At 60.3% G+C, this 25727-nt stretch carries 26 protein-coding genes and 1 pseudogene; 12 read left to right on the top strand and 15 right to left on the bottom strand.

The window, feature by feature from the left end; all coding sequences use genetic code 11:
• Positions 1-24 precede the first annotated feature (24 nt).
• From CAF80_RS22540 to CAF80_RS22530, 3 genes are all read right to left on the bottom strand, one after another.
• Entirely contained in the window at positions 25-246 is a 222-nt protein-coding gene (locus tag CAF80_RS22540) for an FmdB family zinc ribbon protein (RefSeq protein WP_007951210.1), read from the bottom strand.
• Positions 247-365: 119 nt separating this feature from the next.
• A complete protein-coding gene (locus CAF80_RS22535) occupies positions 366-707 on the bottom strand; it encodes a ribbon-helix-helix domain-containing protein (protein WP_074688349.1) in 342 nt (113 codons plus the stop codon).
• A 241-nt stretch (positions 708-948) separates the two neighbouring features.
• Positions 949-1419: a Dps family protein gene (locus CAF80_RS22530; RefSeq protein WP_039766007.1), complete on the bottom strand. Its 471-nt coding sequence runs from the start codon at positions 1417-1419 to the stop codon at positions 949-951.
• Between the two features lie 308 nt (positions 1420-1727).
• Between CAF80_RS22530 and CAF80_RS29160 the strand changes: the two genes are divergently transcribed.
• The gene (locus CAF80_RS29160; protein ID WP_039766005.1) at positions 1728-2330 is read left to right on the top strand and encodes a cold-shock protein; all 603 of its coding nucleotides are present in this window, start codon (positions 1728-1730) and stop codon (positions 2328-2330) included.
• Positions 2331-2414: 84 nt separating this feature from the next.
• Here the strand turns inward: CAF80_RS29160 and CAF80_RS22520 are convergent, their stop codons facing one another.
• The 3 genes from CAF80_RS22520 to CAF80_RS28710 form a co-directional block, all read right to left on the bottom strand.
• Complete coding sequence (locus CAF80_RS22520) at positions 2415-2621, bottom strand: SlyX family protein (protein WP_039766003.1); 207 nt, start codon at positions 2619-2621, stop codon at positions 2415-2417.
• A 3-nt stretch (positions 2622-2624) separates the two neighbouring features.
• Positions 2625-3050: an HIT domain-containing protein gene (locus CAF80_RS22515; protein ID WP_039766001.1), complete on the bottom strand. Its 426-nt coding sequence runs from the start codon at positions 3048-3050 to the stop codon at positions 2625-2627.
• A 468-nt stretch (positions 3051-3518) separates the two neighbouring features.
• Complete coding sequence (locus CAF80_RS28710; RefSeq protein ID WP_134334327.1) at positions 3519-3872, bottom strand: hypothetical protein; 354 nt, start codon at positions 3870-3872, stop codon at positions 3519-3521.
• Positions 3873-3947: 75 nt separating this feature from the next.
• Here CAF80_RS28710 and CAF80_RS22510 point away from each other — a divergent pair, with 75 nt between their 5' ends.
• Positions 3948-5291 carry an OprD family porin gene (locus CAF80_RS22510; protein ID WP_074688352.1) on the top strand — a complete coding sequence of 448 codons (1344 nt, stop codon included), beginning with the start codon at positions 3948-3950 and terminating at the stop codon, positions 5289-5291.
• Positions 5292-5414: 123 nt separating this feature from the next.
• Here CAF80_RS22510 and CAF80_RS22505 read toward each other — a convergent pair whose 3' ends face one another.
• On the bottom strand, positions 5415-6254 hold the full coding sequence (locus CAF80_RS22505) for a mechanosensitive ion channel family protein (protein ID WP_007951217.1): 840 nt from the start codon (positions 6252-6254) through the stop codon (positions 5415-5417).
• Positions 6255-6391: 137 nt separating this feature from the next.
• Positions 6392-6877 (bottom strand): YajQ family cyclic di-GMP-binding protein, encoded by a 486-nt coding sequence (locus CAF80_RS22500; protein WP_011335651.1) that lies wholly within the window; start codon positions 6875-6877, stop codon positions 6392-6394.
• Between the two features lie 140 nt (positions 6878-7017).
• Here CAF80_RS22500 and CAF80_RS22495 point away from each other — a divergent pair, with 140 nt between their 5' ends.
• The 3 genes from CAF80_RS22495 to CAF80_RS22485 are packed head-to-tail and all read left to right on the top strand — an operon-like array spanning position 7018 to position 10605.
• Positions 7018-7935: a putative 2-dehydropantoate 2-reductase gene (locus CAF80_RS22495; RefSeq protein WP_085667951.1), complete on the top strand. Its 918-nt coding sequence runs from the start codon at positions 7018-7020 to the stop codon at positions 7933-7935.
• Positions 7936-7980: 45 nt separating this feature from the next.
• Positions 7981-10017, top strand: a complete 2037-nt coding sequence (locus CAF80_RS22490; protein ID WP_039765991.1) for a HAMP domain-containing sensor histidine kinase — start codon at positions 7981-7983, stop codon at positions 10015-10017.
• 3 nt (positions 10018-10020) lie between these two features.
• Positions 10021-10605 carry a cob(I)yrinic acid a,c-diamide adenosyltransferase gene (locus CAF80_RS22485; RefSeq protein ID WP_039765988.1) on the top strand — a complete coding sequence of 195 codons (585 nt, stop codon included), beginning with the start codon at positions 10021-10023 and terminating at the stop codon, positions 10603-10605.
• A 50-nt stretch (positions 10606-10655) separates the two neighbouring features.
• Here the strand turns inward: CAF80_RS22485 and CAF80_RS22480 are convergent, their stop codons facing one another.
• From CAF80_RS22480 to secA, 4 genes are all read right to left on the bottom strand, one after another.
• Positions 10656-11603 (bottom strand): Nudix family hydrolase, encoded by a 948-nt coding sequence (locus tag CAF80_RS22480; protein WP_074688355.1) that lies wholly within the window; start codon positions 11601-11603, stop codon positions 10656-10658.
• On the bottom strand, positions 11600-12232 hold the full coding sequence (locus tag CAF80_RS22475; protein ID WP_039765983.1) for a glutathione S-transferase family protein: 633 nt from the start codon (positions 12230-12232) through the stop codon (positions 11600-11602). The genes CAF80_RS22480 and CAF80_RS22475 overlap by 4 nt, the downstream gene beginning before the upstream one ends.
• A gap of 62 nt (positions 12233-12294) precedes the next feature.
• The gene (gene argJ / locus CAF80_RS22470; RefSeq protein ID WP_085667950.1) at positions 12295-13512 is read right to left on the bottom strand and encodes a bifunctional glutamate N-acetyltransferase/amino-acid acetyltransferase ArgJ; all 1218 of its coding nucleotides are present in this window, start codon (positions 13510-13512) and stop codon (positions 12295-12297) included.
• A gap of 122 nt (positions 13513-13634) precedes the next feature.
• Positions 13635-16373: a preprotein translocase subunit SecA gene (gene secA / locus CAF80_RS22465; RefSeq protein ID WP_039765979.1), complete on the bottom strand. Its 2739-nt coding sequence runs from the start codon at positions 16371-16373 to the stop codon at positions 13635-13637.
• Between the two features lie 307 nt (positions 16374-16680).
• Between secA and CAF80_RS22460 the strand changes: the two genes are divergently transcribed.
• Positions 16681-17136 carry a DUF721 domain-containing protein gene (locus tag CAF80_RS22460; protein WP_074688359.1) on the top strand — a complete coding sequence of 152 codons (456 nt, stop codon included), beginning with the start codon at positions 16681-16683 and terminating at the stop codon, positions 17134-17136.
• 11 nt (positions 17137-17147) lie between these two features.
• On the opposite strand, the gene CAF80_RS22455 is transcribed toward CAF80_RS22460, so the two are convergent.
• The gene (locus CAF80_RS22455) at positions 17148-18635 is read right to left on the bottom strand and encodes a helicase HerA-like domain-containing protein (RefSeq protein WP_039766209.1); all 1488 of its coding nucleotides are present in this window, start codon (positions 18633-18635) and stop codon (positions 17148-17150) included.
• A gap of 187 nt (positions 18636-18822) precedes the next feature.
• On the opposite strand from CAF80_RS22455, the pseudogene CAF80_RS29290 reads away from it, so the two are divergent.
• The 5 genes and pseudogenes from CAF80_RS29290 to CAF80_RS22435 form a co-directional block, all read left to right on the top strand.
• Positions 18823-19854, top strand: a pseudogene (locus CAF80_RS29290) (cache domain-containing protein); the annotation flags it as partial.
• Between the two features lie 93 nt (positions 19855-19947).
• Positions 19948-20712, top strand: coding sequence for a methyl-accepting chemotaxis protein (locus tag CAF80_RS29285; RefSeq protein WP_371855245.1), 765 nt, complete (start codon positions 19948-19950; stop codon positions 20710-20712).
• A 287-nt stretch (positions 20713-20999) separates the two neighbouring features.
• Positions 21000-22112 carry a glycosyltransferase family 1 protein gene (locus CAF80_RS22445; protein WP_085667949.1) on the top strand — a complete coding sequence of 371 codons (1113 nt, stop codon included), beginning with the start codon at positions 21000-21002 and terminating at the stop codon, positions 22110-22112.
• Complete coding sequence (locus CAF80_RS22440; RefSeq protein WP_074688364.1) at positions 22105-22881, top strand: DUF2334 domain-containing protein; 777 nt, start codon at positions 22105-22107, stop codon at positions 22879-22881. Before CAF80_RS22445 ends, CAF80_RS22440 begins: the two co-directional genes overlap by 8 nt.
• A complete protein-coding gene (locus tag CAF80_RS22435) occupies positions 22878-23876 on the top strand; it encodes a lysylphosphatidylglycerol synthase transmembrane domain-containing protein (protein ID WP_074688366.1) in 999 nt (332 codons plus the stop codon). The genes CAF80_RS22440 and CAF80_RS22435 overlap by 4 nt, the downstream gene beginning before the upstream one ends.
• Here CAF80_RS22435 and CAF80_RS28925 read toward each other — a convergent pair.
• Positions 23860-24036, bottom strand: coding sequence for a hypothetical protein (locus tag CAF80_RS28925; protein WP_007951232.1), 177 nt, complete (start codon positions 24034-24036; stop codon positions 23860-23862). The two genes, CAF80_RS22435 and CAF80_RS28925, sit on opposite strands and share 17 nt — an antisense overlap.
• A gap of 58 nt (positions 24037-24094) precedes the next feature.
• Positions 24095-24943, bottom strand: a complete 849-nt coding sequence (purU, locus tag CAF80_RS22430; protein ID WP_011335666.1) for a formyltetrahydrofolate deformylase — start codon at positions 24941-24943, stop codon at positions 24095-24097.
• Positions 24944-25282: 339 nt separating this feature from the next.
• On the opposite strand from purU, the gene mvaT reads away from it, so the two are divergent.
• Positions 25283-25660 carry a histone-like nucleoid-structuring protein MvaT gene (gene mvaT, locus CAF80_RS22420; protein ID WP_007951234.1) on the top strand — a complete coding sequence of 126 codons (378 nt, stop codon included), beginning with the start codon at positions 25283-25285 and terminating at the stop codon, positions 25658-25660.
• Positions 25661-25727: the final 67 nt, after the last annotated feature.

The raw sequence follows: 25727 nt of genomic DNA, 5'->3' as shown, positions 1-25727 counted from the left end.
TGTCGTTCGACCTGGGCTTGAACCCTAGTCAGATTTGTCGCCACCGGCCAGATTCTTCTTCGCGCCGGTCTTGAAATCGGTTTCGTACCAGCCGCTGCCGCTGAGGCGAAAGCCCGGCATCGACAGCTGCTTCTTGAGTTCCGGTGCCTGACAGGCAGGACAATCGACCAGTGGTGCGTCGCTGATCTTTTGAATGGCTTCCAACTGATGACCACAGGAAGCACATTGGTAATCGTACATCGGCATGGGGTTGTCTCGGCAATCAGATTGCCAGCACGCGCAGGGCTGTGCGGCGAAAGGGCGGGATTATAGCCATTAAATGCGGCCTGTGCAGCCGGAAGACTGCACAGGCCGTCTCGTCAGTGTCATCCCGCGCCATGCACCCCCGGAGAATCCCGCAGGCCATGCATCACACACACAACCCGCACCAGACCGCTGAAGTTTTTCACCCCGCCATGACGCAGGTGCACTTCACGATCGACACGGGACAATAGCGTGCCGACCGAACAGCAATTGTCTTCGGCCATCCGGCCCAAAATATTCCAGTAAACCTGTTCCAGCCGCATACAGGTCGCGAACCCGTTCAAACGCACCGAGCGGGATAACGGCCGGATCAACGCCATGTCGAACCCGCCGAGCAAGGGCTCCGTGGCGCTCTCTCGCTGCGTACCGACTGCGATCTCTCTTCGCCTGCCTCCATCTTCCATATCGTTGACACTCCTTTGTCATTTCTGCGCCTGTTATCAAGGCAACATCCTGTGAACTCATTAAAAGCGCAGGTGCAAAGGCAGTTCCAGATGACTTTTTGACCATCCATGTAGGATAAGCCAACGCGACAAGGAGGATCATGGAGCGGTGGATCGTCCTCCCTGTTTCCTACAGAAGGGAAAGATATTTCCAGGAGAAAAGAGGAAAGCGCACGAACCGGGGTTCATGCGCTTCCTGTTATCAGGCTTCGAGCAATGCGCGCAGCATCCAGGCGGTTTTCTCGTGCACCTGCATGCGCTGGGTCAGCAGATCGGCGGTAGGTTCGTCACTGACCTTGTCCAGCAGAGGGAAAATGCCTCGTGCGGTTCGGGTGACGGCTTCCTGGCCTTCCACCAACTGCTTGATCATGTCTTCGGCACTTGGCACGCCGACTTCCTCTTTAATGGAAGACAGACGGGCGTAAGTCGCATAGGCACCCGGCGCGGGAAAACCCAGCGCGCGGATGCGCTCGGCAATCGAATCGACCGCCAGAGCCAGTTCGTTGTATTGCTCCTCGAACATCAGATGCAGGGTCCGGAACATCGGCCCGGTGACGTTCCAGTGGAAGTTGTGGGTCTTCAGATACAGCACGTAGGTGTCCGACAGCAGGCGCGAGAGCCCTTCGACGATGGATTTGCGGTCTTCTTCACTGATACCGATATCGATTGCCATGTTTACCCCCTAAAGGCGATTGAATTCATCCAACAGGTGCCGCTCCACTGTAGCAAGGCCACCCCAGCCCCGCAGCCCCCGCATGACCCCGATAGACGCGACAAATCGTCCGACGCCTGCCGCTGGCCGGCGTAATTTGAGTACCCGCAGGCTTTGCTGTTAAATAGGCAGTGTGTCGCTACGCCCCGTTTTCCGGGCCTGCGCATAGGCTGATGCCGGGTACGTGTCCAACGCCTCTTTATTGTTCCGAAGCGAACCGTGCGCCTTCAGCTCTTCCTTGTGAGCCGTCATAACGTGAGTCAATAAAAATGTTGAAAATCGTCCACCTGCTAATGGGCGCAGCAGCCTTGCTGCTGTCCTTCATACCTAGCCTGAAGTCCGAAGCGGTACCTTACCTGCAACAACCCGATGCACTTTACCTGGCCTTTTTCGGCCTGCTGAACCTGATCCTTGCGCCAGTCATCCCTTACTGGAACAAAGGTCCGCGCCAGCATCTGCAAAACCTGGTCAGCGCCTTGCTGGTCCTGACCGTCGTCCTGCAAACCCTGACCCTGATCGCGCCGATGCCTGTCATCGCCGGCCAGCCAGCCGTGCTGTTCAGCCTGGTGATCGCACTGGTCGCTGTGGTTTTGCACCTGGCCGTCAGCTTCTACAAATCCTCACCGACCGCCGCCACGCAAAGCTACGACATGAGCAACCGCGATACCGGCACCGTCAAGTGGTTCAACACCTCCAAGGGCTTCGGTTTTATCTCCCGGGATTCCGGCGATGATATTTTCGTGCACTTTCGCGCCATCCGTGGCGAAGGCCACCGCGTCCTGGTCGAAGGCCAGCGCGTGGAGTTCTCGGTGATGAACCGTGACAAGGGCCTGCAGGCCGAAGACGTGATCGCCGCCCTGCCGCGTCGCTGATTCACGCTTCCCGGCAATAAAAAAACCGCGTACAGCCTGGCTGTTCGCGGTTTTTTTATTCACGGGAGCATGCCCACAGACCTCTCAATAGTGCGGCGGTGGCGCGTCTTCTTCAAAAGACCCGATCTGGCCGACCATCTCTTCCTGACGCTTGAGTACAGCTGCCATCTGCAATTGCAGACGCTCAACCACCCGCTGCTGCTCCACCAGCACATCGTTCAATGCCTGAATGGTGTCATCCTGAAACGCCAGGCGACTTTCCAGCTCGGTAACACGTTGTTCGAGGCTCATCACTCAGCCCTCCAGAAAGGTGAAATCTTCGTCCAGCACCAGACGCAGGCGCTCGCGGATCGCAGCCACTTGCTCGGCACTGTAAGGCCTGGCGGGGTGCTTGCCCCAGACCGGCGCCGGCCAGGCGGCATCGTCCCGTTTACGCACGATCACATGCATATGCAGCTGGCTGACCACGTTGCCCAGAGTCGCGACATTCATCTTGTCGGCGTCGAAGGAATCCTTGAGCACCTCGGCCAGGGCCGTGGTTTCCTGCCACAAGCGCTGCTGGTCGGCGACATCCAACTGAAACAACTCGCTGATATCGTCGCGGCGAGGCACCAGGATGAACCACGGGTAGTTGGCGTCGTTGGACAACAGCAGTCGACAAAGCGGGAAATCGCCGATGGTCAGCGTGTCCTGTTGAAGTCGTGGATCTAAAGCAAACACTGCGCGCACTCCCGGCGAAATGACCTGTTTTCAGCTTAGCGCCCCGCTGTGAATGCGCTGCGCCAAGCGACTGGACGGCAGCATACCTGCGATTGACGTGCCCTTCACGGCGAATGCGCCACGGCAAGGAATCTTACGCGCCCTGCAAAGTGACATTTGTGGCACGAGCGCACCAGAACAGAACCAGCACTGTATTCGAACGCGGGAAATGACCGGTTCAGGAAGCAACGTTTACGCACCATCGACGGCTCAACTGTATGAATTCAGTACAGCCATTGAAATTTTTTGCACCAAAACCGCACAGCACGTCTACGCTCAGTGCGTCGGGCATCCGCCGAATACTCACTGACGGGGTGAACCGGTAACGTTTTTGGTTGTCGCGCTGCGACTTTCAGGGAGCAACACCATGCGAAGGATGGCGTCAAGCCTGTTTGAAAGGCCCTCGAAGCCCCCGGTTTTATGAGGTTTTTACAGCACCGGACGAGCACCTTGAAAAAAACCGGAACAATTCAGCGGTTTGTGCACGCTTGTTGCATTCATACCCATATGGACTATAAGCGCACCACAAGAAGTGGATGCCTTGAGCCCCATAAAAACAGTGGCAGGGTTGCCCGATGGAGATTCAAGCGTTTTGCCAAGGGACTCTTTTTTACCGATGCTCAAGCTCTGTAAAACAGCGCTGAAGTTGTCAGTCCCATTGCATTTGGACTGTAAATTTGCGACATCTACCAAGCCGTTTGCGACACGCTCGTAAAGAAGCTGAAAGGTTGGATTCGCAAGTATCGCCAACATGGTCGGCGTGATATAAGTTTGCGCCGACACAAAAAGAAAGAGCCGCCCAGATAATAAAACAGGTGGGACGGCAGTACTCTTCTAAAACCAAAGGAGCAAATCACGATGCGCGTGATGAAGTGGAGCATGATCGCACTGGCAGTTGCTGCAGCAGCCAGTACTCAAATGGCTACGGCCGCCCCGTTTGTAAGTGACCAGGCTGAAGCGAAAGGCTTCGTTGAAGACGCGAAAGCTGACTTGCTGATTCGCAACTATTACTTCAACCGCAATAACAAAGACGGCGGCAACGACCAGAAAGACTGGACTCAGGGTATCTGGGGCAACTTCAGCTCCGGTTACACTCAGGGCACCGTGGGTGTAGGCGTTGACGCTTTCGGTTACCTGGCAATCAAACTGGACGGCGGTGATGGCACCGGCGGTACCGGCAACATGAGCCGCGACGCTGACGGTCACGTCAACGACAGCCAGGGCAAAGCCGGCGCAGCCGTGAAATTCCGCGTATCGAAAACCGAGCTGAAAGTCGGCGACATGCAGCCAAGCACCGCTCCGGTATTCGCTGTAGGCGGCTCCCGTATCCTCCCGCAAACTGCCAGCGGTTTCCAACTGCAGAGCAGCGAAGTCAAAGATCTTGACCTCGAAGCCGGTCACTTCTACTCGTCGACCAGCCAGGATCGCAACTCCCGTGAAGGCGACCTGTGGGCCAACTATGCTGGCGTTACAGCCAACACCATCGACTACTTCGGCGGCAAGTACGGCATTACCGACAACCTGACCGCGTCCCTGTATGGCGCGAAGCTGGAAGACGTCTGGAATCAGTACTACGCGAACGTGAACCTCACCACCCCATTCGGTGGCGACACTTCGTTGAACACTGACTTCAACATCTACCGCACCACCGACACCGGTGACAAGGAAGCAGGCGACATCAGCAACACCACCTTCTCCCTGGCAACCGCACTCTCCTTCCTGAAGGCGCACACCATTACTCTGGCCTTCCAGAAAGTTAACGGTGACACGCCATTCGACTACGTCGGTGTGGGCAAGAACAACCGTGGCGGCGACTCGATCTTCCTCGCCAACTCCATCCAGTACTCTGACTTCAACGGTCCGAAAGAAAAATCCGCCCAGATCCGTTATGACCTGAAAATGGCCGAGTACGGCGTGCCTGGTCTGAGCTTCATGACCCGTTACGTTAAAGGCTGGGATATCGATGGTACCGGTCTGGCCGCCAACAGTGTTTACCGTAAATCCAACGGTGATCCACTCTACGGCGCTGATGGCAAACACAACGAAACCAACTTGGAAGTCAAGTACGTTGTTCAGTCCGGCCCGGCCAAAGATCTCTCCTTCCGCGTTCGTCAAGCATGGCATAACGCGAACGCTGACCAAGGCGAAGGCGACATCAAAGAGTTCCGTCTGATCGTCGACTACCCGCTGTCGCTTTTGTAATCGCACCGAGTTAGTTGCGGTAACAAAACAAAAAGGCCCATCTTCGGATGGGCCTTTTTTATTGCCTGTCACTTGTAATAGATGCCTGACCGATAAGTCAGGCAATTAATTAGCAACCTATCATTACACTGCCGATTCCTGAACCACACGAATCACTCGTTGTGGAAAAGGAATATCAATGCCGGCAGTTTTTAAACGATCACGGGACTGTTCGTTAAACATGAACATCACATCCCAGTAATCCGCAGTTTTAACCCATACCCGCAGGGAAACAGTGATCGAACTGTCACCCAGTGTCGAAATAACGGCCTGAGGTGCCGGATCCTGCAACACGCGATCATCCTTGGCCAGATCCAGCAGCACCTGACGGGCCTTTTGCAGATCGGCTTCGTAATCCACACCTACGTCGAACACAACCTTGCGGGTCGGCTGACGGTTGGTGTTGGTGATGATGCCGTTCGACAGGTTGCCGTTCGGGACGATGATGGTCTTGTTGTCGCCAGTGCGCAGCACGGTGTGGAAAATCTGGATGCTGTCGACGGTACCCGCCACACCCTGAGCTTCGATCCAGTCACCGATGCGGAACGGACGGAACAACAGAATCAGCACGCCGCCGGCGAAGTTCGCCAGGCTGCCCTGCAACGCCAGACCGATGGCCAGGCCGGCCGCACCGATTGCCGCGACGAACGAGGTAGTCTCGACGCCGATCATCGACGCCACGCTGACGATCAGCAGCACCTTGAGAATGATGTTGGCCAGGCTGCTGATGAAACCTTGCAGCGCCAGGTCGGCATTGCGCAGGGCCAGCAGGCCGCCGAGCTTTTGCGTGACCTTGTTGATCAGCCACCAGCCGATGGCCAGGGTGATCACCGCCAGCAGCACACGGCTGCCGTATTCCATGATCATCGGAATCCACGCCTGGGATGCCTTGACCAGGTTGTCCACCTCAGCATTCAAATCCATGTTTTATCTCCTGATTGCCGGCTTCCCGGGCTGTAAAAACCAGCGGCAGAAAGACCGAACCGAACAGGGCTCAATCGTTTCTGCCGTTGCTTGGGCCTCGGACGCATTAAACGCCGAGAGGTTCCCGACCGAAAAGCTTAGTCGCGGAAGTTGTTGAACTGCAGTGGCATGCCGAATTCCTTGGCACGCAGGGCCGCGATGGCTTCCTGCAGGTCGTCACGCTTCTTGCCGGTCACACGCACCTGCTCGCCCTGGATGGCGGCCTGCACCTTGAGCTTGGCTTCCTTGATGTGGCCGACGATTTTCTTCGCCAGTTCCTTGTCGATGCCTTCCTTGAGGACGGCGTCCTGCTTCATCAGCTTGCCCGAGGCGAAGGAGTCTTTGACTTCCAGGCACTGCACGTCGATCTTGCGCTTGACCAGGGCCAGCTTGAGAATCTCGATCATCGCTTCCAGCTGGAAATCGGCTTCAGCGGTCAGGTGGACGGTCAAGTCCTTTTCCTTGTATTCGAAGCTGCCCTTGCCTTTCAGGTCATAACGACGATCGAGTTCCTTCACGGCGTTCTCGACCGCGTTGGTGAGTTCGTGTTTGTCCAGTTCGGATACCACGTCGAACGACGGCATGTAAGTTCTCCAATAAAAAGGCGCGCTCGTACGGGACGCGGCGCGCTTGGCTTGCGGTTAAAATCGGGCTCATTATAACGGGTCTTTTCCCACCGACACGGCGAGCCTTGCATGCCTGTACCTTACCGAGTGAAAAACTGATGTCCACCCCCTGGCATGTCCTGGGCGCCGGAAGTCTCGGCACGCTCTGGGCCACACGCCTGGCCCGTGCCGGCCTGCCGGTTCGGTTGATCCTGCGCGACATTGACCGCTTGCACGACTATGCAACAGCAGGCGGCCTGACTCTCGTCGAACAAGGCGTGGCCAGCAGCTACGCCATCCCCGGCGAAACCCCGGACAGTCCCGGCCCCATCCGCCGCCTGCTGGTGGCCTGCAAGGCCTACGACGCCGAAGCGGCTGTGGCCGGACTTGCCCACCGTCTGGCAGCGGACGCCGAACTGATCCTTTTGCAGAACGGCCTCGGCAGCCAGGAAGCGGTCGCCGCGCGAGTGCCGCAGGCCCGCTGTATCAGCGCCTCCAGCACCGAAGGCGCATTTCGCGACGGCGACTGGCGCGTGGTGTTCGCCGGCCATGGCTACACCTGGCTAGGGGACGCCGGTCATCCGGTGGCACCGATCTGGCTGGACGATCTCGAGGCGGCGAAAATCCCCCATGAATGGAGCGCCGACATCCTCACCCGTCTGTGGCGCAAGCTGGCACTCAACTGTGCAATCAATCCGCTGACGGTGCTGCACGACTGCCGCAATGGCGGCTTGCAGCAACATCACTGCGAAGTCGCCACCCTGTGCGGCGAACTGACCGAACTGCTCGAACGCTGCGGGCAACCGGCCGCGGCGGACAATCTGCAACAGGAAGTCGAACGGGTGATCCAGGCCACGGCGGCGAATTTCTCGTCCATGTATCAGGACGTGGCCAGCAAGCGCCGCACCGAGATCAGCTATCTGCTTGGGCATGCCTGCAAGGTTGCAGAACGTCATCAGTTAAACCTTCCGCATCTGAAGCAATTGCAGGAGCGCCTGAGCGCTCATCTGCACAGTCTCGGATTGCCCGTCGACTGAGCAGCGGCTACGCTGGCCACTTGTTCCTTTGCTGCGATAAACCTGATGCCATTGCGCCAGCGTCTTGAAAACCTGCCGGTCGGCCAGAAACTGCTGGCCGCCCTGCTGGTGCTGTTGACCACTGTGTTGCTGGTCGCCAACCTGACCTTTATCAGCGCCGCCTATTACATTTCCCAGGAAAGCATGGCGCCCCAGGCGTTGCAGACCATCGGCCGGCTGGTGTCGAACCCGAGCCTGGTGGCCGACGCCTTGCAGTCGCCACAAAGCGCCGAGCGTCTGCTCAAGGAACTCGACAGCTATTCCCCGCTGCGCGCCGCGGCTCTGTACGACGGCAAAGGCGAACGTCTGGCGCAGTTGCAGCATGGCGACAAACTCAACCTGCCGGAACGCTACCGGCACATCGAAGCCTGGCAACTGACCGAGTTTCGCAGCAACCAACTCATCACCCTGCCCCGCCCCGGCACTGCGCCAGGCCATCTGTTACTGGTGGCCAGCAGCGAGCTGCCGGTGGCGTTCTACACCGGCACGCTCACGGCGAGTCTGGGGATTCTGATTTTCAGTGTGCTGCTGTGGCTGGTCATCGCCCGGCAGATCAAGCGCCTGATCACCCGGCCGATCCATCAGCTCGAAGAACTGTCCCGCCAGGTCACCCGCGAAGAGAACTACGCCCTGCGCGCCTCCCGGGGTAACCATGACGAAATCGGCAGCCTGGCCGAAGCATTCAACACAATGCTTTCGCGTATCGAGGCCCGGGAACAGCAACTCAAGCGCGCCCGCGATGACTCGCAAGCCGCCTACGATCAGGCCCAGGGTCTGGCTGAAGAAACCCGCCACACCAACCGCAAGCTGGAGCTGGAAGTCCAGGTGCGCAGCAAGATCGAGAAAAAACTCACCGGGTTCCAGAACTACCTCAACAGCATCATCGACTCCATGCCCTCGGCGCTGATCGCCCTCGACGAACAGCTCTACGTCACCCAATGGAACCAGGAGGCCAGCGCGCTTTCCGGCACACGACTGGACGAAGCGCTGAACCAGCCGATCTTCCTCGCCTTCGAGCCGCTCAAGCCGTTCCTCCCGCAACTCAAGCAGACCGTAGAGCAACACACGGTGGCGAAAATCGAACGGGTGACGTGGTTCAAGGACGACGAGCCCAAGCACTATGCCCTCACCTTCTACCCGTTGATGGGCGGTGCCGGGCGTGGCGTGGTGATCCGGATCGACGACATTACCCAGCGCCTGTCGCTGGAAGAAATGATGGTGCAGTCGGAGAAAATGCTGTCGGTCGGTGGCCTCGCCGCCGGCATGGCCCACGAGATCAACAACCCGCTGGGGGCGATCCTGCACAACGTGCAGAACATCCGTCGACGTCTGTCGCCTGACCTGCCGAAGAACCTCGAGCAGGCCGAGCAACTGGGCATCGAACTCGATACCGTGAACCGCTACCTGCAAGGCCGGGAAGTCCCGCAACTGCTCGACGGCATCCAGCAGGCCGGCGCCCGGGCGGCGAAAATCGTCACCCACATGCTAAGTTTCAGCCGCCGCAGCAACCGCCAGATGGCGCCGTGCGACCTGCCGGCGCTGATCGACCAAGCGGTGGAAATCGCCGGTAACGACTTCGACCTGGCCATCGGCTTCGACTTCAAGGGTCAGGCGATCATTCGCCAGTTCGACCCGGCGCTGGGCCCGGTGCCCGGCACTGCCAACGAACTCGAACAGGTGCTGCTGAACCTGCTGAAAAACGCCGCGCAGGCGATCCACCAGCGCGAAGATGACAGCGAGCCAGGGCGAATCACCCTGCGCACCCGGCTCAATCCGCCATGGGCCGAGATTCAGGTCGAGGACAACGGCATCGGCATGAGCGAGAACGTACGCAAGCGCACCTTCGAGCCGTTCTTCACCACCAAGGAAATCGGCCAGGGCACGGGCCTCGGGCTGTCGGTGTCGTACTTCATCATCACCAACAACCACAAAGGCCAGATGGAAGTACAGTCGGCGCCGGGGCAAGGCACCTGCTTCACCCTGCGTCTGCCGCTGGCGCAACCGGCGCCCATCGCCGCCGAAACCAATCAACTACCGAGGTAAACCATGGGCTTTCGCTTGTCGAAGATCTACACCCGCACCGGCGACAAGGGCGAAACCGGACTCGGCGACGGCCGCCGGGTGCCCAAGGATCACCCGCGCATCGAGGCCATTGGCGAGGTCGATACGCTGAACAGTCAGGTCGGTGTGCTACTGGCCGGGTTGATCGCCGAGCGCGAAACCTGCCCCGGACTGAATGAACTGATCGACGTGTTGGCGCCCTGCCAGCATCGGTTGTTCGACTTAGGCGGTGAACTGGCGATGCCGGAATATCAGGCGCTGAACACGGCGGAAATCGAACGGCTGGAAGCCGCCATTGATGTATGGAACGAGGAATTGGGGCCGCTGGAGAATTTCATTCTGCCGGGCGGTTCGATGCTGATTGCCCAGGCCCATGTCTGTCGCAGCCTGGCGCGCAGTGCCGAACGGCGTTGCCAGCATTTGAATGCGATCGAACCGTTGGCCGGAGTTGGTCTGGCGTACATCAATCGCTTGTCGGATCTGTTGTTTGTGGCGGCCAGGCTGATCGCCCGGCGCCAGGGTATTGCCGAGATTCTGTGGCAACCGGCGGCGAAACCCACAGAGGTGTAGCGCCTCTAAGTCAGTCATCGCTGGCAAGCCAGCGATGAGGCCTGAGCCTCTTATAGAGCCTCAGGCCAGAACGCCCGAATCCCCGCCACACCCTGAGCTCCGGCATCCCATGCTTTTTCGCGTTCAGCCGGACCGACTCCGCCCAGCAGAAATACCGGCTTGCTGAAACCTTCGATCAGCGTCGATGCCTGCTCCCAGCCCAACGGCTGCGCATCCGGGTGAGTCAGGGTCGGCTGCACCGGCGACAGGGTGACGAAATCCACGCCCATCTGCTCGGCCAGTGCCAGTTCTTCAGCGTTATGGCAGGAAGCCGCCAACCAGCGATCTGCCGGCAGCGGACGCCCCGCTGCCGCGTACTTGCGCAACTGCGCCGAGGTGATGTGCCAGCCAGCGGCCGGGAAATCGCCCAGCCATTCGAACGGGCCCTTGATCATCAACTGCGCCTTGCCGGCGCACAGGCCGACCGCGTCTACCGCGAGGTCGCGGTACTTCGGGTCATAACCATTGGGCGCGCGCAGCTGGATCAGCTTGATGCCACCGGCGATTGCCTTCTGGATGCCGCGCAGCAAGGCCGGGGTTTCCAGATCTTCCGGGGTGATCAGGTATTCGGCAGGCAAACGCGCCGCCGCGACGATCGGCTGGTTGGCTGCCGGGAATTCGTAATCCGTCAGCTCCTTGGCCGAAACCCAGGCCAATGGCTGGCCTTCGGCGCCATGGGGTTCGCCAGTGAAGCTCGAGACCTCCCAGACATCCAGCAACACCTGCTTGTCCGGGTAATCATGACGCACCTTGATCAGCGGCCGGGCGGCACCGACGACGATGCCCAACTCTTCGTGCAGCTCCCGAGCCAGCGCGGTTTGCACCGACTCGTCGGCTTCGACCTTGCCACCGGGAAATTCCCAGAGGCCGCCCTGATGCTGGGTATCGGCACGCCGGGCGATCAGAATCTTGCCGCTGTCGTCACGAATGACGGCGGCGGCGACGTGTACACGTTTCACGACTGCAATTCCTCCAGTCCGGCCTTTTGCCAGGCCTTGAAGGCTGGCCATTGGTAGACGGTTTCAACATAGGCTTGATCGTCGGCCGGCAGCTTCACCTGATAGGTGCGCAGACGCACGGCAATCGGGGCGAAGAATGCATCGGCCAGCGACACCCGACCAAACAGGTAAGGGCCAGGCTCGGTCGCGGCAGCACGGCATTCGGCCCACAGCGCGAGCATGCGTTCGATGTCGACCTTCACTTCCGGCGGCACCGGGTTGAGCGGCGCGTCATGGCTCAGATTGAACGGCATGTGATTGCGCATGGCGAAAAAGCCGCTGTGCATCTGCGCGCAGGCGGATCGCGCCTGGGCTCGGGCGAAGATATCGGTCGGCCAGAGTTGCTCGGAAGGAAACTGTTCGGCCAGGTATTCGGCAATCGCCAGCGAATCGGCAATGGTGCCGCGGGCGGTTTTCAGCAGCGGCACCTTGGCGGTCGGCGAATGGGTAAGCAACCGCTCGCGGGTGTCGGGCTTGCCGAGTTTGACCAGTTCTTCGGTGTAGGGCGCGCCGGTCAGTTCAAGCGCCAGCGCCGCGCGCAGGGACCAGGAGGAAAGCAGTTTGTCGCCGATGATCAGGTGAAGGCTCATGTTCGGGTCCTTTCATGGGACAGAAGAAAAGGAGGTCCGCAGACCTCCTTCTTCGGCAGGGATCAGGTGCGGTATTCGGCGTTGATCTTCACGTACTCGTGGGACAGGTCGGTGGTCCAGATGGTTTCGCTGCAATCGCCGCGACCCAGTTCGATACGGATGGTGATTTCTTCCTGTTGCATCACCGCCGAGCCCTGGGCTTCGGTGTAAGTCGCGGCGCGGGCGCCACGGCGGGCGATGCACACTTCGCCGAGGAATACGTCGATCTTGCTCACGTCCAGATCCGGCACGCCGGCACGACCAACGGCAGCGAGGATTCGGCCCCAGTTCGGGTCGGAGGCGAACAGCGCGGTCTTGATCAGCGGCGAGTGGGCCACGGTGTAGCCAACGTCCAGGCACTCCTGGTGATTGCCGCCGCCGTTGACTTCAACGGTCACGAATTTGGTCGCACCTTCGCCGTCACGCACGATGGCCTGGGCCACATCCATGCACACCTCGAACACGGCCTGTTTCAGCTTGGTGAACAGCTCGCCTTCGGCACGGGTGATTTCCGGCAGCGCAGCCTTGCCGGTAGCGATCAGCATGCAGCAGTCGTTGGTCGAGGTATCGCCGTCGATGGTGATGCGGTTGAACGACTTGTTGGCGCCGTCCAGGATCAGGTTGTGCAGCACGTCGCGGGAGACTTTGGCGTCGGTGGCGATGTAACCGAGCATGGTCGCCATGTTCGGACGGATCATGCCCGCGCCCTTGCTGATGCCGGTGACGGTGATGGTCACGCCGTCATGCTGGAACTGGCGGCTGGCGCCTTTCGGCAGCGTGTCGGTGGTCATGATCCCGGTGGCGGCGGCTTCCCAGTTGTTTTCCGACAGGTCGTCCAGCGCGGCCTGCAGGGCGCCTTCGATCTTCTCGACCGGCAGCGGCTCGCCGATCACGCCAGTGGAATACGGCAGGATCTGGCTGGCATCCACGCCGGTCAGTTCAGCCAGTTTGGCGGTGGTGCGCTCGGCGGCAGCCAGGCCCGGTTCGCCGGTGCCGGCGTTGGCATTGCCGGTGTTGGTCAACAGGTAGCGCACAGCGTTCTGCACGCGTTTCTTGGCCAGGATCACCGGCGCTGCACAGAAAGCGTTCAACGTAAACACGCCCGCCACGGTGGAACCTTCGGCGCAACGCATCACGACGACATCCTTGCGCCCCGGGCGCTTGATGCCGGCCGAAGCGATACCGAGTTCAAAACCGGCAACCGGGTGCAACGTTGGCAAAGGACCAAGACCAACAGCCATGAATGCGCTCCTTACTCAATGATGTCAGCACCGCCAAGCGTAGTGACGGTGGTGTAAATGGCAAAACGCCGCGACGGCTGGTGCCGGTCGCGGCGCGGGTATTTCAGCGATTGAAACGGGTTTTACTGGATCTGCCCGTGGCAGTGCTTGAATTTCTTGCCCGAACCGCAGTAGCACAGTTCGTTGCGGCCCAGCTTCTGCTCGTTGCGCACCGGGGCGGTGGCAAGGGCCACGTCGACCTCTTCACCGACCAGTGCTTCCGGTTGATCCAGACCTGGCGCTTCAGCATGTTCGAACTGCATGCGGGCGGCCAGTGCTTCGGCTTCCTGACGCAGGCGTTGCTCTTCCTCGGCCGGATCTTCGCGGCGAACCTGAACGTGCGACAGCACACGGATCGAGTCGCGCTTGATCGAATCCAGCAGCTCGGAGAACAGCGTGAAGGACTCGCGCTTGTATTCCTGTTTCGGGTTTTTCTGCGCATAACCACGCAGGTGGATGCCGTGACGCAGGTGATCCATGGTCGACAGGTGGTCTTTCCACAGGTCGTCCAGAACGCGCAGCACGATCTGCTTCTCGAACGAACGCAGGGCTTCGGCGCCAGCCTGGTCTTCTTTCTCGTTGTAAGCGGCGATCAGCTCGTTCATCAGCTTCTCGCGCAGGGTTTCTTCGTACAGGTGATCGTCTTCGTCGAGCCACTGCTGGATCGGCAGCTTCACGCCGAAGTCGCTGGCGATCGACGCTTCCAGACCGGCCACGTCCCACTGCTCTGGCAGCGATTGCGGCGGAATGTGCGCGCTGACGGTGGCGTTCAGCACGTCCTGGCGGAAATCAGCGATGGTTTCGCCGATGTTGTCCGCAGCCAGCAACGTGTTACGCATGTGATAGATCACTTTACGCTGTTCGTTGTTGACGTCGTCGAACTCGAGCAGCTGCTTGCGAATGTCGAAGTTGCGGCCTTCAACCTTGCGCTGCGCTTTCTCGATGGCGTTGGTCACCATGCGGTGTTCGATGGCTTCGCCAGGCTGCATGCCCAGGGCTTTCATGAAGTTCTTCACCCGGTCGGAGGCGAAGATGCGCATCAGGCTGTCTTCCAGCGACAGGTAGAAGCGACTGGAACCGGCGTCGCCCTGACGGCCGGCACGGCCACGCAACTGGTTGTCGATACGACGGGATTCGTGACGCTCGGACGCGATCACCTGCAGACCGCCGGACTCCAGCACTTGCTGGTGACGCTTCTGCCAGTCGGCCTTGATCTGGGCGATCTGTTCAGGGGTCGGGTTTTCCAGCGACGCGACTTCAACTTCCCAGTTGCCGCCCAACAGGATGTCGGTACCACGACCGGCCATGTTGGTAGCGATGGTCAGTGCGCCCGGACGACCGGCCTGCGCGATGATTTCAGCTTCTTTTTCGTGGAACTTGGCGTTCAGAACCTTGTGTTCGATGCCTTCCTTCTCGAGCAATGCGGACATGTGCTCGGAGGTTTCGATAGTCGCAGTACCCACCAGCACCGGACGGCCGGCGGCCATGCTTTCCTTGATGTCATTGACGATCGCCGCGTATTTCTCTTCGGCGGTCAGGAACACCAGGTCGTTGTAGTCCTTACGGGCCAACGGCTTGTTGGTCGGGATCACGATGACCTGCAGGCCATAGATCTGATGGAATTCGAACGCTTCGGTGTCGGCGGTACCGGTCATGCCGGACAGCTTTTCGTAGAGGCGGAAGTAGTTCTGGAATGTGGTCGATGCCAGGGTCTGGCTCTCGGCCTGGATGTTCAGGTTTTCCTTGGCCTCGATGGCCTGGTGCAGGCCTTCGGACAGACGACGACCGGGCATGGTACGACCGGTATGTTCGTCGACCAGCACGACCTGACCGTCCTGCACGATGTATTCGACGTTGCGATGGAACAGCTTGTGCGCACGCAGACCGGCATAGACGTGAGTCAGCAGGCTCAGGTTGTGCGCCGAATACAGGCTCTCGCCCTCGGCCAGCAGACCAATGCTGGTCAGTTGGTCTTCGATGAACTGGTGACCGGCTTCGTTGAGTTCGACCTGACGGGTCTTCTCGTCAACGGTGTAGTGGCCTTCCTGGGTGACTTCGCCTTCGACTTCTTCGACGTGCAGCTTGAGTTTCGGGATCAGCTTGTTGATCTCGATGTACAGCTTGGAGCTGTCCTCGGCCTGACCGGAAATGATCAGCGGAGTACGCGCTTCGTCGATGAGGATGGAGTCGACTTCGTCGATCACGGCAAAGTTGAGTTCGCGCTGGAATTTCTCTTCCATGCTGAACGCCATGTTGTCGCGCAGGTAGTCGAACCCGAATTCGTTGTTGGTGCCGTAGGTGATGTCGGCAGCGTAGGCGGCGCGCTTCTCTTCCGGCGGCTGGAACGGCGTCACGATACCGACGCTCAGACCGAGGAATTCATACAGCGGACGCATCCAGTTGGCGTCGCGGCGGGCCAGATAATCGTTCACGGTCACAACGTGCACGCCCTTGCCGGACAGCGCGTTGAGGTAAACGCCCAGGGTACCCACCAGGGTCTTGCCTTCACCGGTGCGCATTTCGGCAATCTTGCCTTCGTGCAGGGTCATGCCGCCGATCAGTTGGACGTCGAAGTGGCGCATGCCCATGACACGCTTGCCGGCTTCGCGGGCGACCGCAAAGGCTTCCGGCAACAGCTTGTCGAGGGTCTCCCCCTTGGCAATGCGGTCCTTGAACTCTGCGGTCTTGGCGCGCAGTTGATCGTCCGAGAGGGCGACCATCTTCTCTTCGAAGGCATTGACGAGCTGCACCGTCTTGAGCATGCGTTTGACTTCACGCTCGTTCTTGCTTCCAAAAAGTTTCTTTAACAAAGGCGCAAACATATCGGCAGGATCTTCCACACTAAAGGGATGGAGGGCGGCCCCGTGAGTCGCCCGTGCAGCCCTCATGGCCGCATGCGAACGAGCATTCTACCCGGAAACGGTGGTGAGGAAAGTGGGGATATTCCACGATGCTGGCACTGCGCTTTGACGGGGCTCACTTAAAATAGGGGCGTTTTGCTCAACTTCAAGCCGTACAGGGAAGAAGTTAGTCGTTGATTTAATGGGCAAAGCAGGGACAAAAGCAATGGGCGAGTGAAATGGGTGCCATCTGCTACCATGGCGCCTCTGTCACTTCAGGTTCTAGATCATGGCATTTCGCCCTCTCACAGCCAGAGCGCCCGCCGTTCTGCTACGCGAAGCCAGGCCGTTGAAAGCCATCCTCGGTCATGCCCAGCGTCTGGCCCATCTGCAACGTCTGCTCGAAAGCCAGCTGCAACCTGCCGCCCGCGCGCACTGCCACGTGGCCAAGTGGCGTGAAGGCGAGCTGCTGCTGATCGTCACCGACGGCCATTGGGCCACACGTCTGCGCTATCAGCAGAAACGCCTGCAACGGCAACTGCAGATGTTCGATGAGTTCGCCAATCTGACGCGGATCAGGTTCGCCGTGCGCCCACCGACCCTCCAGCGCGAGGCGAACGGGCCGACGATCGACCTGTCGACGGATGCGGCGGCGACCATCCAGGCCACCGCCGACGGGATCAGCGATCCGAATCTGCGAGCGGCACTGGAACGACTGGCCGCCCACGCCAAACCCAAATCCTGAGCCTTGGTTGATCAGCGGCGTTTGCTGCCCCCGAGCAATGACCCCATCAGACCACGCACCAACTGTTTACCCAGCGAATTCGCCGCCTGACGCATCGCCGACTTGAGCGCCTGCCCCGCCGCCGTCCCGAGGAATTCTCCAGCCTTGTCCGCCAGGCTCGGCTCTTCAGCGGCCGGTTTGCCCGGTGCCGCTTCCGCCTCCGGCGCCAGTCCTTTGCGACCCATCAGGATTTCATAGGCCGACTCGCGATCGATCGGCTTGTCATAACGGCCCTTGAACGGCGAACCGGCAATCAGCATCGTGCGTTCGGTCTCGGTCAACGGCCCGATTCGTGATTGCGGCGGCGCCACCAGCACTCGCTGAACCATTTCCGGTGTGCCCTTCTCTTGCAGCGTGCCAACCAGTGCCTCGCCAATCCCGAGCTCGGTGAGTACCGACAATGCATCGAACGCCGGATTCGGCCGGAAGCCATCCGCTACCGCCCGCAGGGATTTCTGCTCCTTGGCGGTGAACGCGCGCAGGCCGTGCTGGATCCGCAGCCCCAGTTGCGCCAGCACGTCGTCCGGCAGATCGCCCGGCGACTGAGTGACGAAATACACGCCCACACCTTTGGAACGGATCAGCCGCACCACTTGCTCCAAGCGTTCCTGCAACGCCTTGGGCGTGTCACCGAACAACAAATGCGCCTCATCGAAAAACAGCGCCAGCAACGGTTTGTCGGCATCGCCGCGTTCAGGCAGTTGCTCGAACAGCTCGGCCAGCAGCCACAACAGGAAGGTCGCGTAGACCTTCGGCGCCTCATGTACCAGACGACTGGCGTCGAGCAGATGAATGCGTCCGCGACCATCGGCGGTCGGCTGCAGAATGTCCTCCAGTTGCAGCGCCGGCTCGCCGAACAACGCCTCGGCACCCTGCTGCTCCAGCGTCGCCAGACGCCGCAACAGCGCCTGGCTGGAGCCGGTGGTGAACAGCGCCGCGTCTTCGCCCAACAGCTGCGGATTGTCCTTGAGGTGATTGAGCAGCGCTTTCAGGTCTTTGAGATCCAGCAGCAACAGGCCTTCGCGATCCGCCACCTTGAAAGCGGCGTACAACGCCGATTGCTGGCTGTCGGTCAGCTCCAGCAGGGCGCCGATCAGCAGCGGGCCCATTTCGCTCAGCGTGGTGCGCAACGGATGACCGGACTGACCGTGAATGTCCCACAAGGTCACGGGATACGCCTGAGGCTTGTGATTGAGCCACGGCATGCCGGCGATGCGCTCGGCAATCTTGCCCTGGGGATTGCCGGCAGCACCGAGGCCGCACAGGTCGCCCTTGACGTCGGCGGCGAACACCGCGACGCCGGCGTCACTGAACGCCTCGGCCAGGCGCTGCAAGGTGACGGTCTTGCCGGTACCGGTGGCCCCGGCCACCAGCCCGTGACGGTTGGCCAGGCGCATGGCCTGGGCGATCGGTTGCCCGGCGAGGTCGGCGCCGATTACGAGTTGCAAGGAGTCAGGCATTTGGTCACCCAATGGTTAATCTTTGTCGAGCATGGCCGATAGCTAAAGGTGACAGATGCGACTGACATCCGCATCGGAGATTTCCCTAAGGAGAAGCGGAAATACCTGCTTGTACCCATCAAGCCCACCTAGCGAGCATCTATAGAAGCACGCCCTGAATAATAAGACCTTAGCGGAACCCCAAGCCATGAACAAAAATCTGCGTTTCAGCCATAAAATTTTGCTTGCCGCCGCCCTCATCGTCATCGCCGCCTTCGCCTCGTTCACGCTGTACAACGACTGGTTGCAACGCAATGCGATCCGCGAGGACCTGGACAATTACCTCAACGAGATGGGCGAGGTCACCGCCGACAACATCCAGACCTGGCTCAGCGGGCGCATCCTGCTGATCGAGAACGCGGCGCAGAACATCGCCATCAATCCCGAGCCTGCCGCCGTCGCCAGCCTGCTGGAACAGAAAGCCCTGACGTCGACCTTCATGGCGTCCTACCTGGGCGATGCCACCGGGCACTTCACCATCCGCCCGGATGCGAAGATGCCGGACGGTTTCGATCCACGGGTTCGCCCTTGGTATAAGGGTGCCGAAAGCAGCAGTTCTTCGACCCTGACCGAACCGTACATCGACGCGGCCACCGGCCAGACCATCATTTCCATCGCCACCGCCGCGAAAAAGGCCGGCCAGAGCGTGGGCGTGGTGGGCGGCGACCTGAGCCTGCAAACCCTGATCGACACCCTCAGCGCCCGAGATTTTTCCGGCATGGGCTACGCGTTCCTGGTCAGCGCCGACGGCAAGATCCTGGTGCACCCGGACAAGGCCCTGGTGATGAAGTCCCTGAAGGAAGCCTATCCGCAGGACACCCCGCGCATCAGCAGTGACTTCACTGAAGTCACCGTCGACGGCCAGACCCGCATCGTCAACTTCACCCCGATCAAAGGCCTGCCGTCGGTGAACTGGTACATCGGCCTGTCTGTGGACAAAGACAAAGCCTTCTCGATGCTCAGCGAATTCCGCACCTCGGCCGTGATCGCGACCGTGATTGCAGTGGCGATCATCATTGCCCTGCTCGGTATGCTGATCCGCATCCTGATCCAGCCGCTGCATGTCATGACCCGCGCCATGGAAGACATCGCCGACGGCGAAGGCGACCTGACCAAGCGCCTGACCATTCAGAACCAGGACGAATTCGGCGTGCTCGGTACGGCGTTCAACCGTTTCGTCGAGCGTATTCACGGCTCGATTCGCGAAGTGTCGTCGGCCACCGGCCAGGTCAACGAAGTCGCTTTGCGGGTAGTCGCCGCCTCGAACTCGTCGATGTACAACTCCGACCAGCAAGCCTCGCGCACCAACAGCGTGGCGGCGGCGATCAACCAGCTCGGCGCCGCCGCCCAGGAAATCGCCCGCAACGCCGCACAAGCCTCGACCCAGGCCAGCGACGCCCGTGGCCTGGCCGAAGACGGCCAGCAAGTGGTGGAGCGCAGCATCAAGGCGATGAATCAACTGTCGAGCATGCTCAGCGCCTCCAGCAGCAACATCGAATCGCTGAACAGCAAGACCGTGAACATCGGCCAGATCCTGGAAGTGATCACCAGCATTTCCCAGCAGACCAACCTGCTGGCGCTCAACGCGGCCATCGAAGCAGCGCGTGCCGGGGAAGCCGGGCGCGGATTTGCGGTGGTGGCGGACGAGGTGCGCAACCTCGCCCACCGCACCCAGGAATCGGCGCAACAGGTGCAGACCATGATCGAGGAGCTGCAAGTCGGCGCCCGCGAATCCGTCAGCACCATGAGCGACAGCCAGCGACACAGCCAGGACAGCGTGGACATCGCCAACCTCGCCGGCGAGCGCCTGAACAGCGTGACCCAGCGCATTGGTGAAATCGACGGCATGAACCAGTCGGTGGCGACCGCGACGGAAGAGCAGACGGCGGTGGTCGAGTCGATCAACGTGGATATCACCGAGATCAACACGCTGAACCAGGAAGGCGTCGAGAACTTGCAGGCGACGTTGCGTGCCTGTTCGGATCTGGAGCAGCAGGCTTCGAGACTGAAGCAGTTGGTGGGTAGTTTCCGGATCTAAGATCAAGATCAAAAGCCTACCCCCTCACCCCCAAGGGGGCGAGGGGGAAAGGGAGCAGATCTTCAGGGTTTTCAGGTCCTGAGCTCGGCGCGAAACTTTCAGGTCGATGTATCACGACCAAACACCTCGGTCAGTCCCCTCTCCCCCTGGGAGAGGGTTAGGGTGAGGGCCTGACGCCCTCAACCCCAGCACAAATCCCCCTGCCACCCCCCACCGCGAAACCCCGACCGAACATCTATTCTTGATAAAGGTCAACCAAGGGAGATTACTGCGGAGGGACGTTCACCGTGCATATCGCTGACATCACCATGTTCTACGCCCCGGCCAGCGGCGGCGTGCGCACCTATCTGGATGCCAAGCACCGTCGGCTGGGGGTCAAGCCCGGCATCCGCCACAGCCTGCTGATCCCCGGGGCGGATTTTGGTGAGTCTGACGGCGTTTATACGGTTCCCGCCCCTGCCCTGCCCTTCGGCAAGGGCTATCGTTTCCCCCTGCGCCTGGCCCCTTGGCGAAACGTCCTGCAGGATCTGCAACCCGATCTGATCGAAGTCGGTGATCCGTACCTCACTGCCTGGGCTGCGCTCGATGCGCGTCGGCAGCTGGACGTGCCGGTGATCGGCTTCTATCACTCCGACCTGCCGCTGCTGGTGGGCAACCGCATGGGCCACTGGGTCACACCGAATGTCGATGCGTATGTGCGCAAGTTGTACGGCAACTTCGACCGGGTGCTGGCCCCCAGCCAGGTCATGGCCGACAAGCTCAGCAGGCTGGGGGTACGCAACGTATATGTGCAGCCACTGGGCGTTGACCTTCAGACCTTCCACCCGGATGCCCGCGACGCTGGATTACGCGCCGAGCTGGGGATCGCCGAGGACACGCGCCTGCTGATCTTTGCCGGTCGCGGTTCCAAGGAGAAAAACCTGCCGGTGCTGCTCGACTGCATGAAACGTCTGGGCCCGCGTTATCACTTGTTGCTGGTCGGCTCGTCGATGCCGGCGTCCGTCCCGGACAATGTCAGCGTGATCGACCGGTTCTGCCCTGCCGTACAGGTCGCGCGGTTGATGGCCAGTGCCGACGCGCTGATCCATGCAGGCGATCAGGAAACCTTCGGTCTGGTGATCCTGGAGGCCATGGCTTGTGGCATTCCGGTGGTGGCGGTGGCAGCCGGGGCGTTCGAGGAAATCGTCAGCGAATGTTGCGGGCTGCTCTGCGCGCCGAACAATTCGCAAGCCATGGCCAATGCCGTGCGCGAACTGTTCAGTCGCGGGACTGACGTAATCGGTCGACAGGCACGCCAACATGTCGAACGGCATTACGCCTGGGACACGGTGGTCGACAGCCTGCTGAGCCATTACCACGCGGTACTCGGCGATTCGGTTCCTCGGGTGGCCAATGGCTGAATCACACGAGCGCCCGGCGGTAATGCTGGTGCTGCATGACGTGGCACCCTCCACGTGGGCCGATTATCGAGAGTTTGTCGAAGCCGTTGACCGGTTGGGCAACGTCCCGATGACGTGGCTGGTGGTCCCGGACTTCCATCGCCACGATGCCCTTGAGGCCCACCCGGAGTTCTGTCGCATGCTCGACGAGCGCGTCGCCCGCGGCGATGAACTGGCCCTGCACGGCCACTTTCATGAGGACACCGAGCCCGGCCCGCGCACCGCTCGCGACTGGTTCATGCGGCGGGTCTACACCCATGAAGGCGAGTTCTATCAGTTGTCCCAGGAAGCCGCCCTCGCCCGCCTGCGTCCCGGGATCGATCTGTTTCGGCGCCACGGCTGGCCGCTGCACGGTTTCGTCGCCCCCGCCTGGTTGATGAGCGCAGGCACGCGCGAGGCACTGCGCGAATTGCCGCTACGCTACACCAGCGATCCGCAGCATCTTTATCACTTGCCGGATTTCGCGGCGGTCGAGGCCCCCGGACTGGTGTGGAGCGCGCGCAGTGCCTGGCGTCGCGGGGTGTCGAAGATCGTCAGCGAACAGCGTGAGCAGCGCTGGCGTCAGGCGCCGGTGATTCGTCTAGGCTTGCACCCGGTGGACATGCGTCACCGCTTTTCCCGGGATTACTGGTGGCGCACCCTTGAACGACTGCTGGCGGACGGACGCGTGCCCATGACCAAAATCGACTGGCTGACACGCCAGCACACTCAAGCCGAGCGTGCCGCTTGAGTCGCGGCATTCTGTTGCTGATCGGCCTGTTGGTGGCCGTGGCGGTGCCCGTCCTGCTCGGCGGCGGCGAGACTTGGGAGCGCTTGCAGGCTTTTCCGCTGAATTGGCTGTTGATCATGTTCGCCATGGTGCTGCTGTGCTGGGGCATCAACACCTTGCGCCTGCGGCTGCTGCTCGGCGATCAGCGTGACCGGGTCACGCCCGTGAAAAGCCTCGGAGTGGTGATGGCGGCCGAATTCGCCTGGTGCGCCACGCCCGGCGGCAGCGGAGGGCCGTTGACGATCATGGCGCTGCTGGCGCGCAGCGGCGTGCGCCCGGCCCGGGGCAGCGCCGTGTTTGCGATGGATCAGTTGAGCGATCTGCTGTTTTTTCTCTGCGCCCTGAGCGGAATTCTGATCTACGCGCTGTTCCAGCATCTGAGTGATCGTATGGAATGGCTGCTGATTGTCAGCGCCGTGTCATTGTCCGGGGGCTTGCTGAGCTGCATATTGGTTGCGCGCTATCACCGCCGTTTGATCCGCTTGAGCGGACGACTGCTGGCCGGGATGAACATCGAACCGCGAACTCGACGGCGCTGGGCGCGGCAGTTACTGCACTTTCTGGCAGCTTTCACCGATGCGCTGAAGTTGCCCTGGGCGACATTGATCAAGGTGTTCGTCCTGACCTGCGTGCATTGGTCGCTGCGTTACAGCGTGCTGTATCTGGCGTTGCGCGGTCTGGGGGCGGATGTGCAGTGGGCCTGGACGTTTCTGATCCAGATGCTTTCGCTGGGGGCGGGGCAATTCAGCCTGTTGCCGGGCGGTGCCGGTGCAGCGGAATTGACCTCGGCGGCGCTGCTGGCGCCAATGGTCGGCAAATCGACCGCGGCGGCGGCGATCCTGATCTGGCGGGTGGTGACGTATTACTTCTATCTTCTGGTCGGTGGCCCGGTGTTTCTATTGATGCTGGGCCGGCCATTGCTGAAAAAACTGCTGAGCGTCAGACAGGCTTCTTGAGGTCATCCTCTTCGTCCTTGAGTTGTTCCCACAGTTCGGCAGCACCGGGAAACTCCGTGCCGTCCTCCGGGCTCAGGTCATCCGGGTCATAGCGGCTCAAGCAGCCTTCGCCCAAGGTGGCGGGTGCCTTGGAAGTGGCTTTGTCCAGTGGATCGCTCATCGGTCATTCCTCACGGTCCATGGATCGCTCCCACGCTCTGCGTGGGAGCGAACCTGAATCAGAACACCACGGTCTTGTTGCCGTGCACCAGCACGCGGTCTTCCAGGTGATAGCGCAGGCCACGGGCCAGCACCATCTTCTCGACGTCACGGCCGAAACGCACCATGTCTTCGATACTGTCGCTGTGGCTGACGCGGACCACGTCCTGCTCGATGATCGGGCCGGCGTCCAGCTCTTCGGTCACGTAGTGGCAGGTCGCACCGATCAGCTTCACGCCGCGCATCGAAGCCTGGTGGTACGGCTTGGCACCGACGAACGACGGCAGGAAGCTGTGGTGAATGTTGATCACCTTGTGCGCGTATTCGCGGCACATGTCCGGCGGCAGGATCTGCATGTAGCGCGCCAGCACCACCACTTCGGCATCGTGCTGCTTGACCAGACGCGACACTTCGTCGAAGGCCGGTTGCTTGTCCTGCGGATTGACCGGCACGTGGTAATAAGGAATGCCATGCCACTCGACCATGCTGCGCAGGTCGTCGTGGTTGGAAATCACGCAGGAGATCTCGCAATCCAGCTCGTCGCTGTGCCAGCGGTGCAGCAGATCAGCCAGGCAGTGGGATTCGCGGCTGGCCATCAGCACCACGCGTTTTTTCTGCTCGGTGTCGGTGATGCGCCAGTCCATCGAGAACTCTTCGGCGATCGGTGCAAACTTCTCGCGCAACACCTCGATACCGAAAGGCAGGGAATCGGCACGGATTTCGTGACGCATGAAGAACCAGCCGACCTGGTTATCCGAGTGGTGGCTCGCTTCGGTGATCCAGCCATTGTGGGCCGCCAGAAAGTTACTGACTTTGGCAACGATGCCAACGCGGTCCGGGCAAGAAATCACCAACCGAAAAGTGCGCATGAGGGGGAAACTCCAGAACTTCGCAAAGGCCGCCATTCTAGCGACTGCGCGGGAAAACTGCAGTATTGATGACCCTCGGAGCCTCACGGCAGCCCGTCGCAGCTTTTTTGACGCGCGTAAACGCCAGAATGATGGCGTTGCAATAGCCATGCTTGAACGGAGCTGTGTGAATATCTGTGAAGACTCCATCACAATATTTAACTGAACATTCAATTCAGGGCTTTTCAACGTAACTAATTCAAATAAAAACCCCGGTTAAATGTTTACTTGATGAAACAGCCTGACTATTATTGCCGCACTGTCCCCTGCCATCGCGCACTCCCACATAAGGTAGTAATCATGTCCTTGATCAACGAATATCGTGCCACCGAAGAAGCTATCAAAGAGCTGCAAGCCCGTTTGAAGAACCTGTCGCAAGACGACAAACTGCAAGCCGAGCTGGAATTCGAAGGCAAACTGCGCACACTGATGGGCGAATATTCCAAATCCCTGCGCGACATCATCGCGCTGCTGGATCCAGAGTCCAAAACCAAGGCTCCACGTGGCGGCGCAGCCAAAACTACCGGCACCAAGCGTGCTCGCAAAGTTAAACAATACAAAAACCCGCACAACGGCGAAGTCATCGAAACCAAAGGTGGCAACCACAAAACTCTGAAAGAGTGGAAAGCCAAGTGGGGCGGTGACGTGGTTGAAGGCTGGGCTACCCTGCTGGGCTAAGCCGCAACCCTTGTCGCAGAGCGCTTCTGTGACACAAAAAAACGCCAGCGAATGCTGGCGTTTTTTT

This window comes from Pseudomonas sp. B34(2017) (assembly GCF_002112915.1).
GTDB lineage: Bacteria > Pseudomonadota > Gammaproteobacteria > Pseudomonadales > Pseudomonadaceae > Aquipseudomonas > Aquipseudomonas pharyngis.
This window is presented reverse-complemented; position numbering and strand designations above follow the sequence as displayed.

Coding starts and splice junctions, on each gene's coding strand:
- CAF80_RS22485 (WP_039765988.1), top strand. CDS start 10,021: ATGGGCTTTCGCTTGTCGAAGATCTACACCCGCACCGGCGACAAGGGC.
- CAF80_RS22520 (WP_039766003.1), bottom strand. CDS start 2,621: ATGAGCCTCGAACAACGTGTTACCGAGCTGGAAAGTCGCCTGGCGTTT.
- mvaT (WP_007951234.1), top strand. CDS start 25,283: ATGTCCTTGATCAACGAATATCGTGCCACCGAAGAAGCTATCAAAGAG.
- CAF80_RS22535 (WP_074688349.1), bottom strand. CDS start 707: ATGGAAGATGGAGGCAGGCGAAGAGAGATCGCAGTCGGTACGCAGCGA.
- CAF80_RS22490 (WP_039765991.1), top strand. CDS start 7,981: ATGCCATTGCGCCAGCGTCTTGAAAACCTGCCGGTCGGCCAGAAACTG.
- CAF80_RS22455 (WP_039766209.1), bottom strand. CDS start 18,635: ATGCCTGACTCCTTGCAACTCGTAATCGGCGCCGACCTCGCCGGGCAA.
- CAF80_RS22505 (WP_007951217.1), bottom strand. CDS start 6,254: ATGGATTTGAATGCTGAGGTGGACAACCTGGTCAAGGCATCCCAGGCG.
- CAF80_RS22510 (WP_074688352.1), top strand. CDS start 3,948: ATGCGCGTGATGAAGTGGAGCATGATCGCACTGGCAGTTGCTGCAGCA.
- CAF80_RS29160 (WP_039766005.1), top strand. CDS start 1,728: ATGTTGAAAATCGTCCACCTGCTAATGGGCGCAGCAGCCTTGCTGCTG.
- CAF80_RS22440 (WP_074688364.1), top strand. CDS start 22,105: ATGGCTGAATCACACGAGCGCCCGGCGGTAATGCTGGTGCTGCATGAC.
- CAF80_RS22530 (WP_039766007.1), bottom strand. CDS start 1,419: ATGGCAATCGATATCGGTATCAGTGAAGAAGACCGCAAATCCATCGTC.
- CAF80_RS29285 (WP_371855245.1), top strand. CDS start 19,948: ATGTACAACTCCGACCAGCAAGCCTCGCGCACCAACAGCGTGGCGGCG.
- CAF80_RS22475 (WP_039765983.1), bottom strand. CDS start 12,232: ATGAGCCTTCACCTGATCATCGGCGACAAACTGCTTTCCTCCTGGTCC.
- purU (WP_011335666.1), bottom strand. CDS start 24,943: ATGCGCACTTTTCGGTTGGTGATTTCTTGCCCGGACCGCGTTGGCATC.
- CAF80_RS28925 (WP_007951232.1), bottom strand. CDS start 24,036: ATGAGCGATCCACTGGACAAAGCCACTTCCAAGGCACCCGCCACCTTG.
- argJ (WP_085667950.1), bottom strand. CDS start 13,512: ATGGCTGTTGGTCTTGGTCCTTTGCCAACGTTGCACCCGGTTGCCGGT.
- CAF80_RS22500 (WP_011335651.1), bottom strand. CDS start 6,877: ATGCCGTCGTTCGACGTGGTATCCGAACTGGACAAACACGAACTCACC.
- CAF80_RS22495 (WP_085667951.1), top strand. CDS start 7,018: ATGTCCACCCCCTGGCATGTCCTGGGCGCCGGAAGTCTCGGCACGCTC.
- CAF80_RS22460 (WP_074688359.1), top strand. CDS start 16,681: ATGGCATTTCGCCCTCTCACAGCCAGAGCGCCCGCCGTTCTGCTACGC.
- CAF80_RS22540 (WP_007951210.1), bottom strand. CDS start 246: ATGCCGATGTACGATTACCAATGTGCTTCCTGTGGTCATCAGTTGGAA.
- secA (WP_039765979.1), bottom strand. CDS start 16,373: ATGTTTGCGCCTTTGTTAAAGAAACTTTTTGGAAGCAAGAACGAGCGT.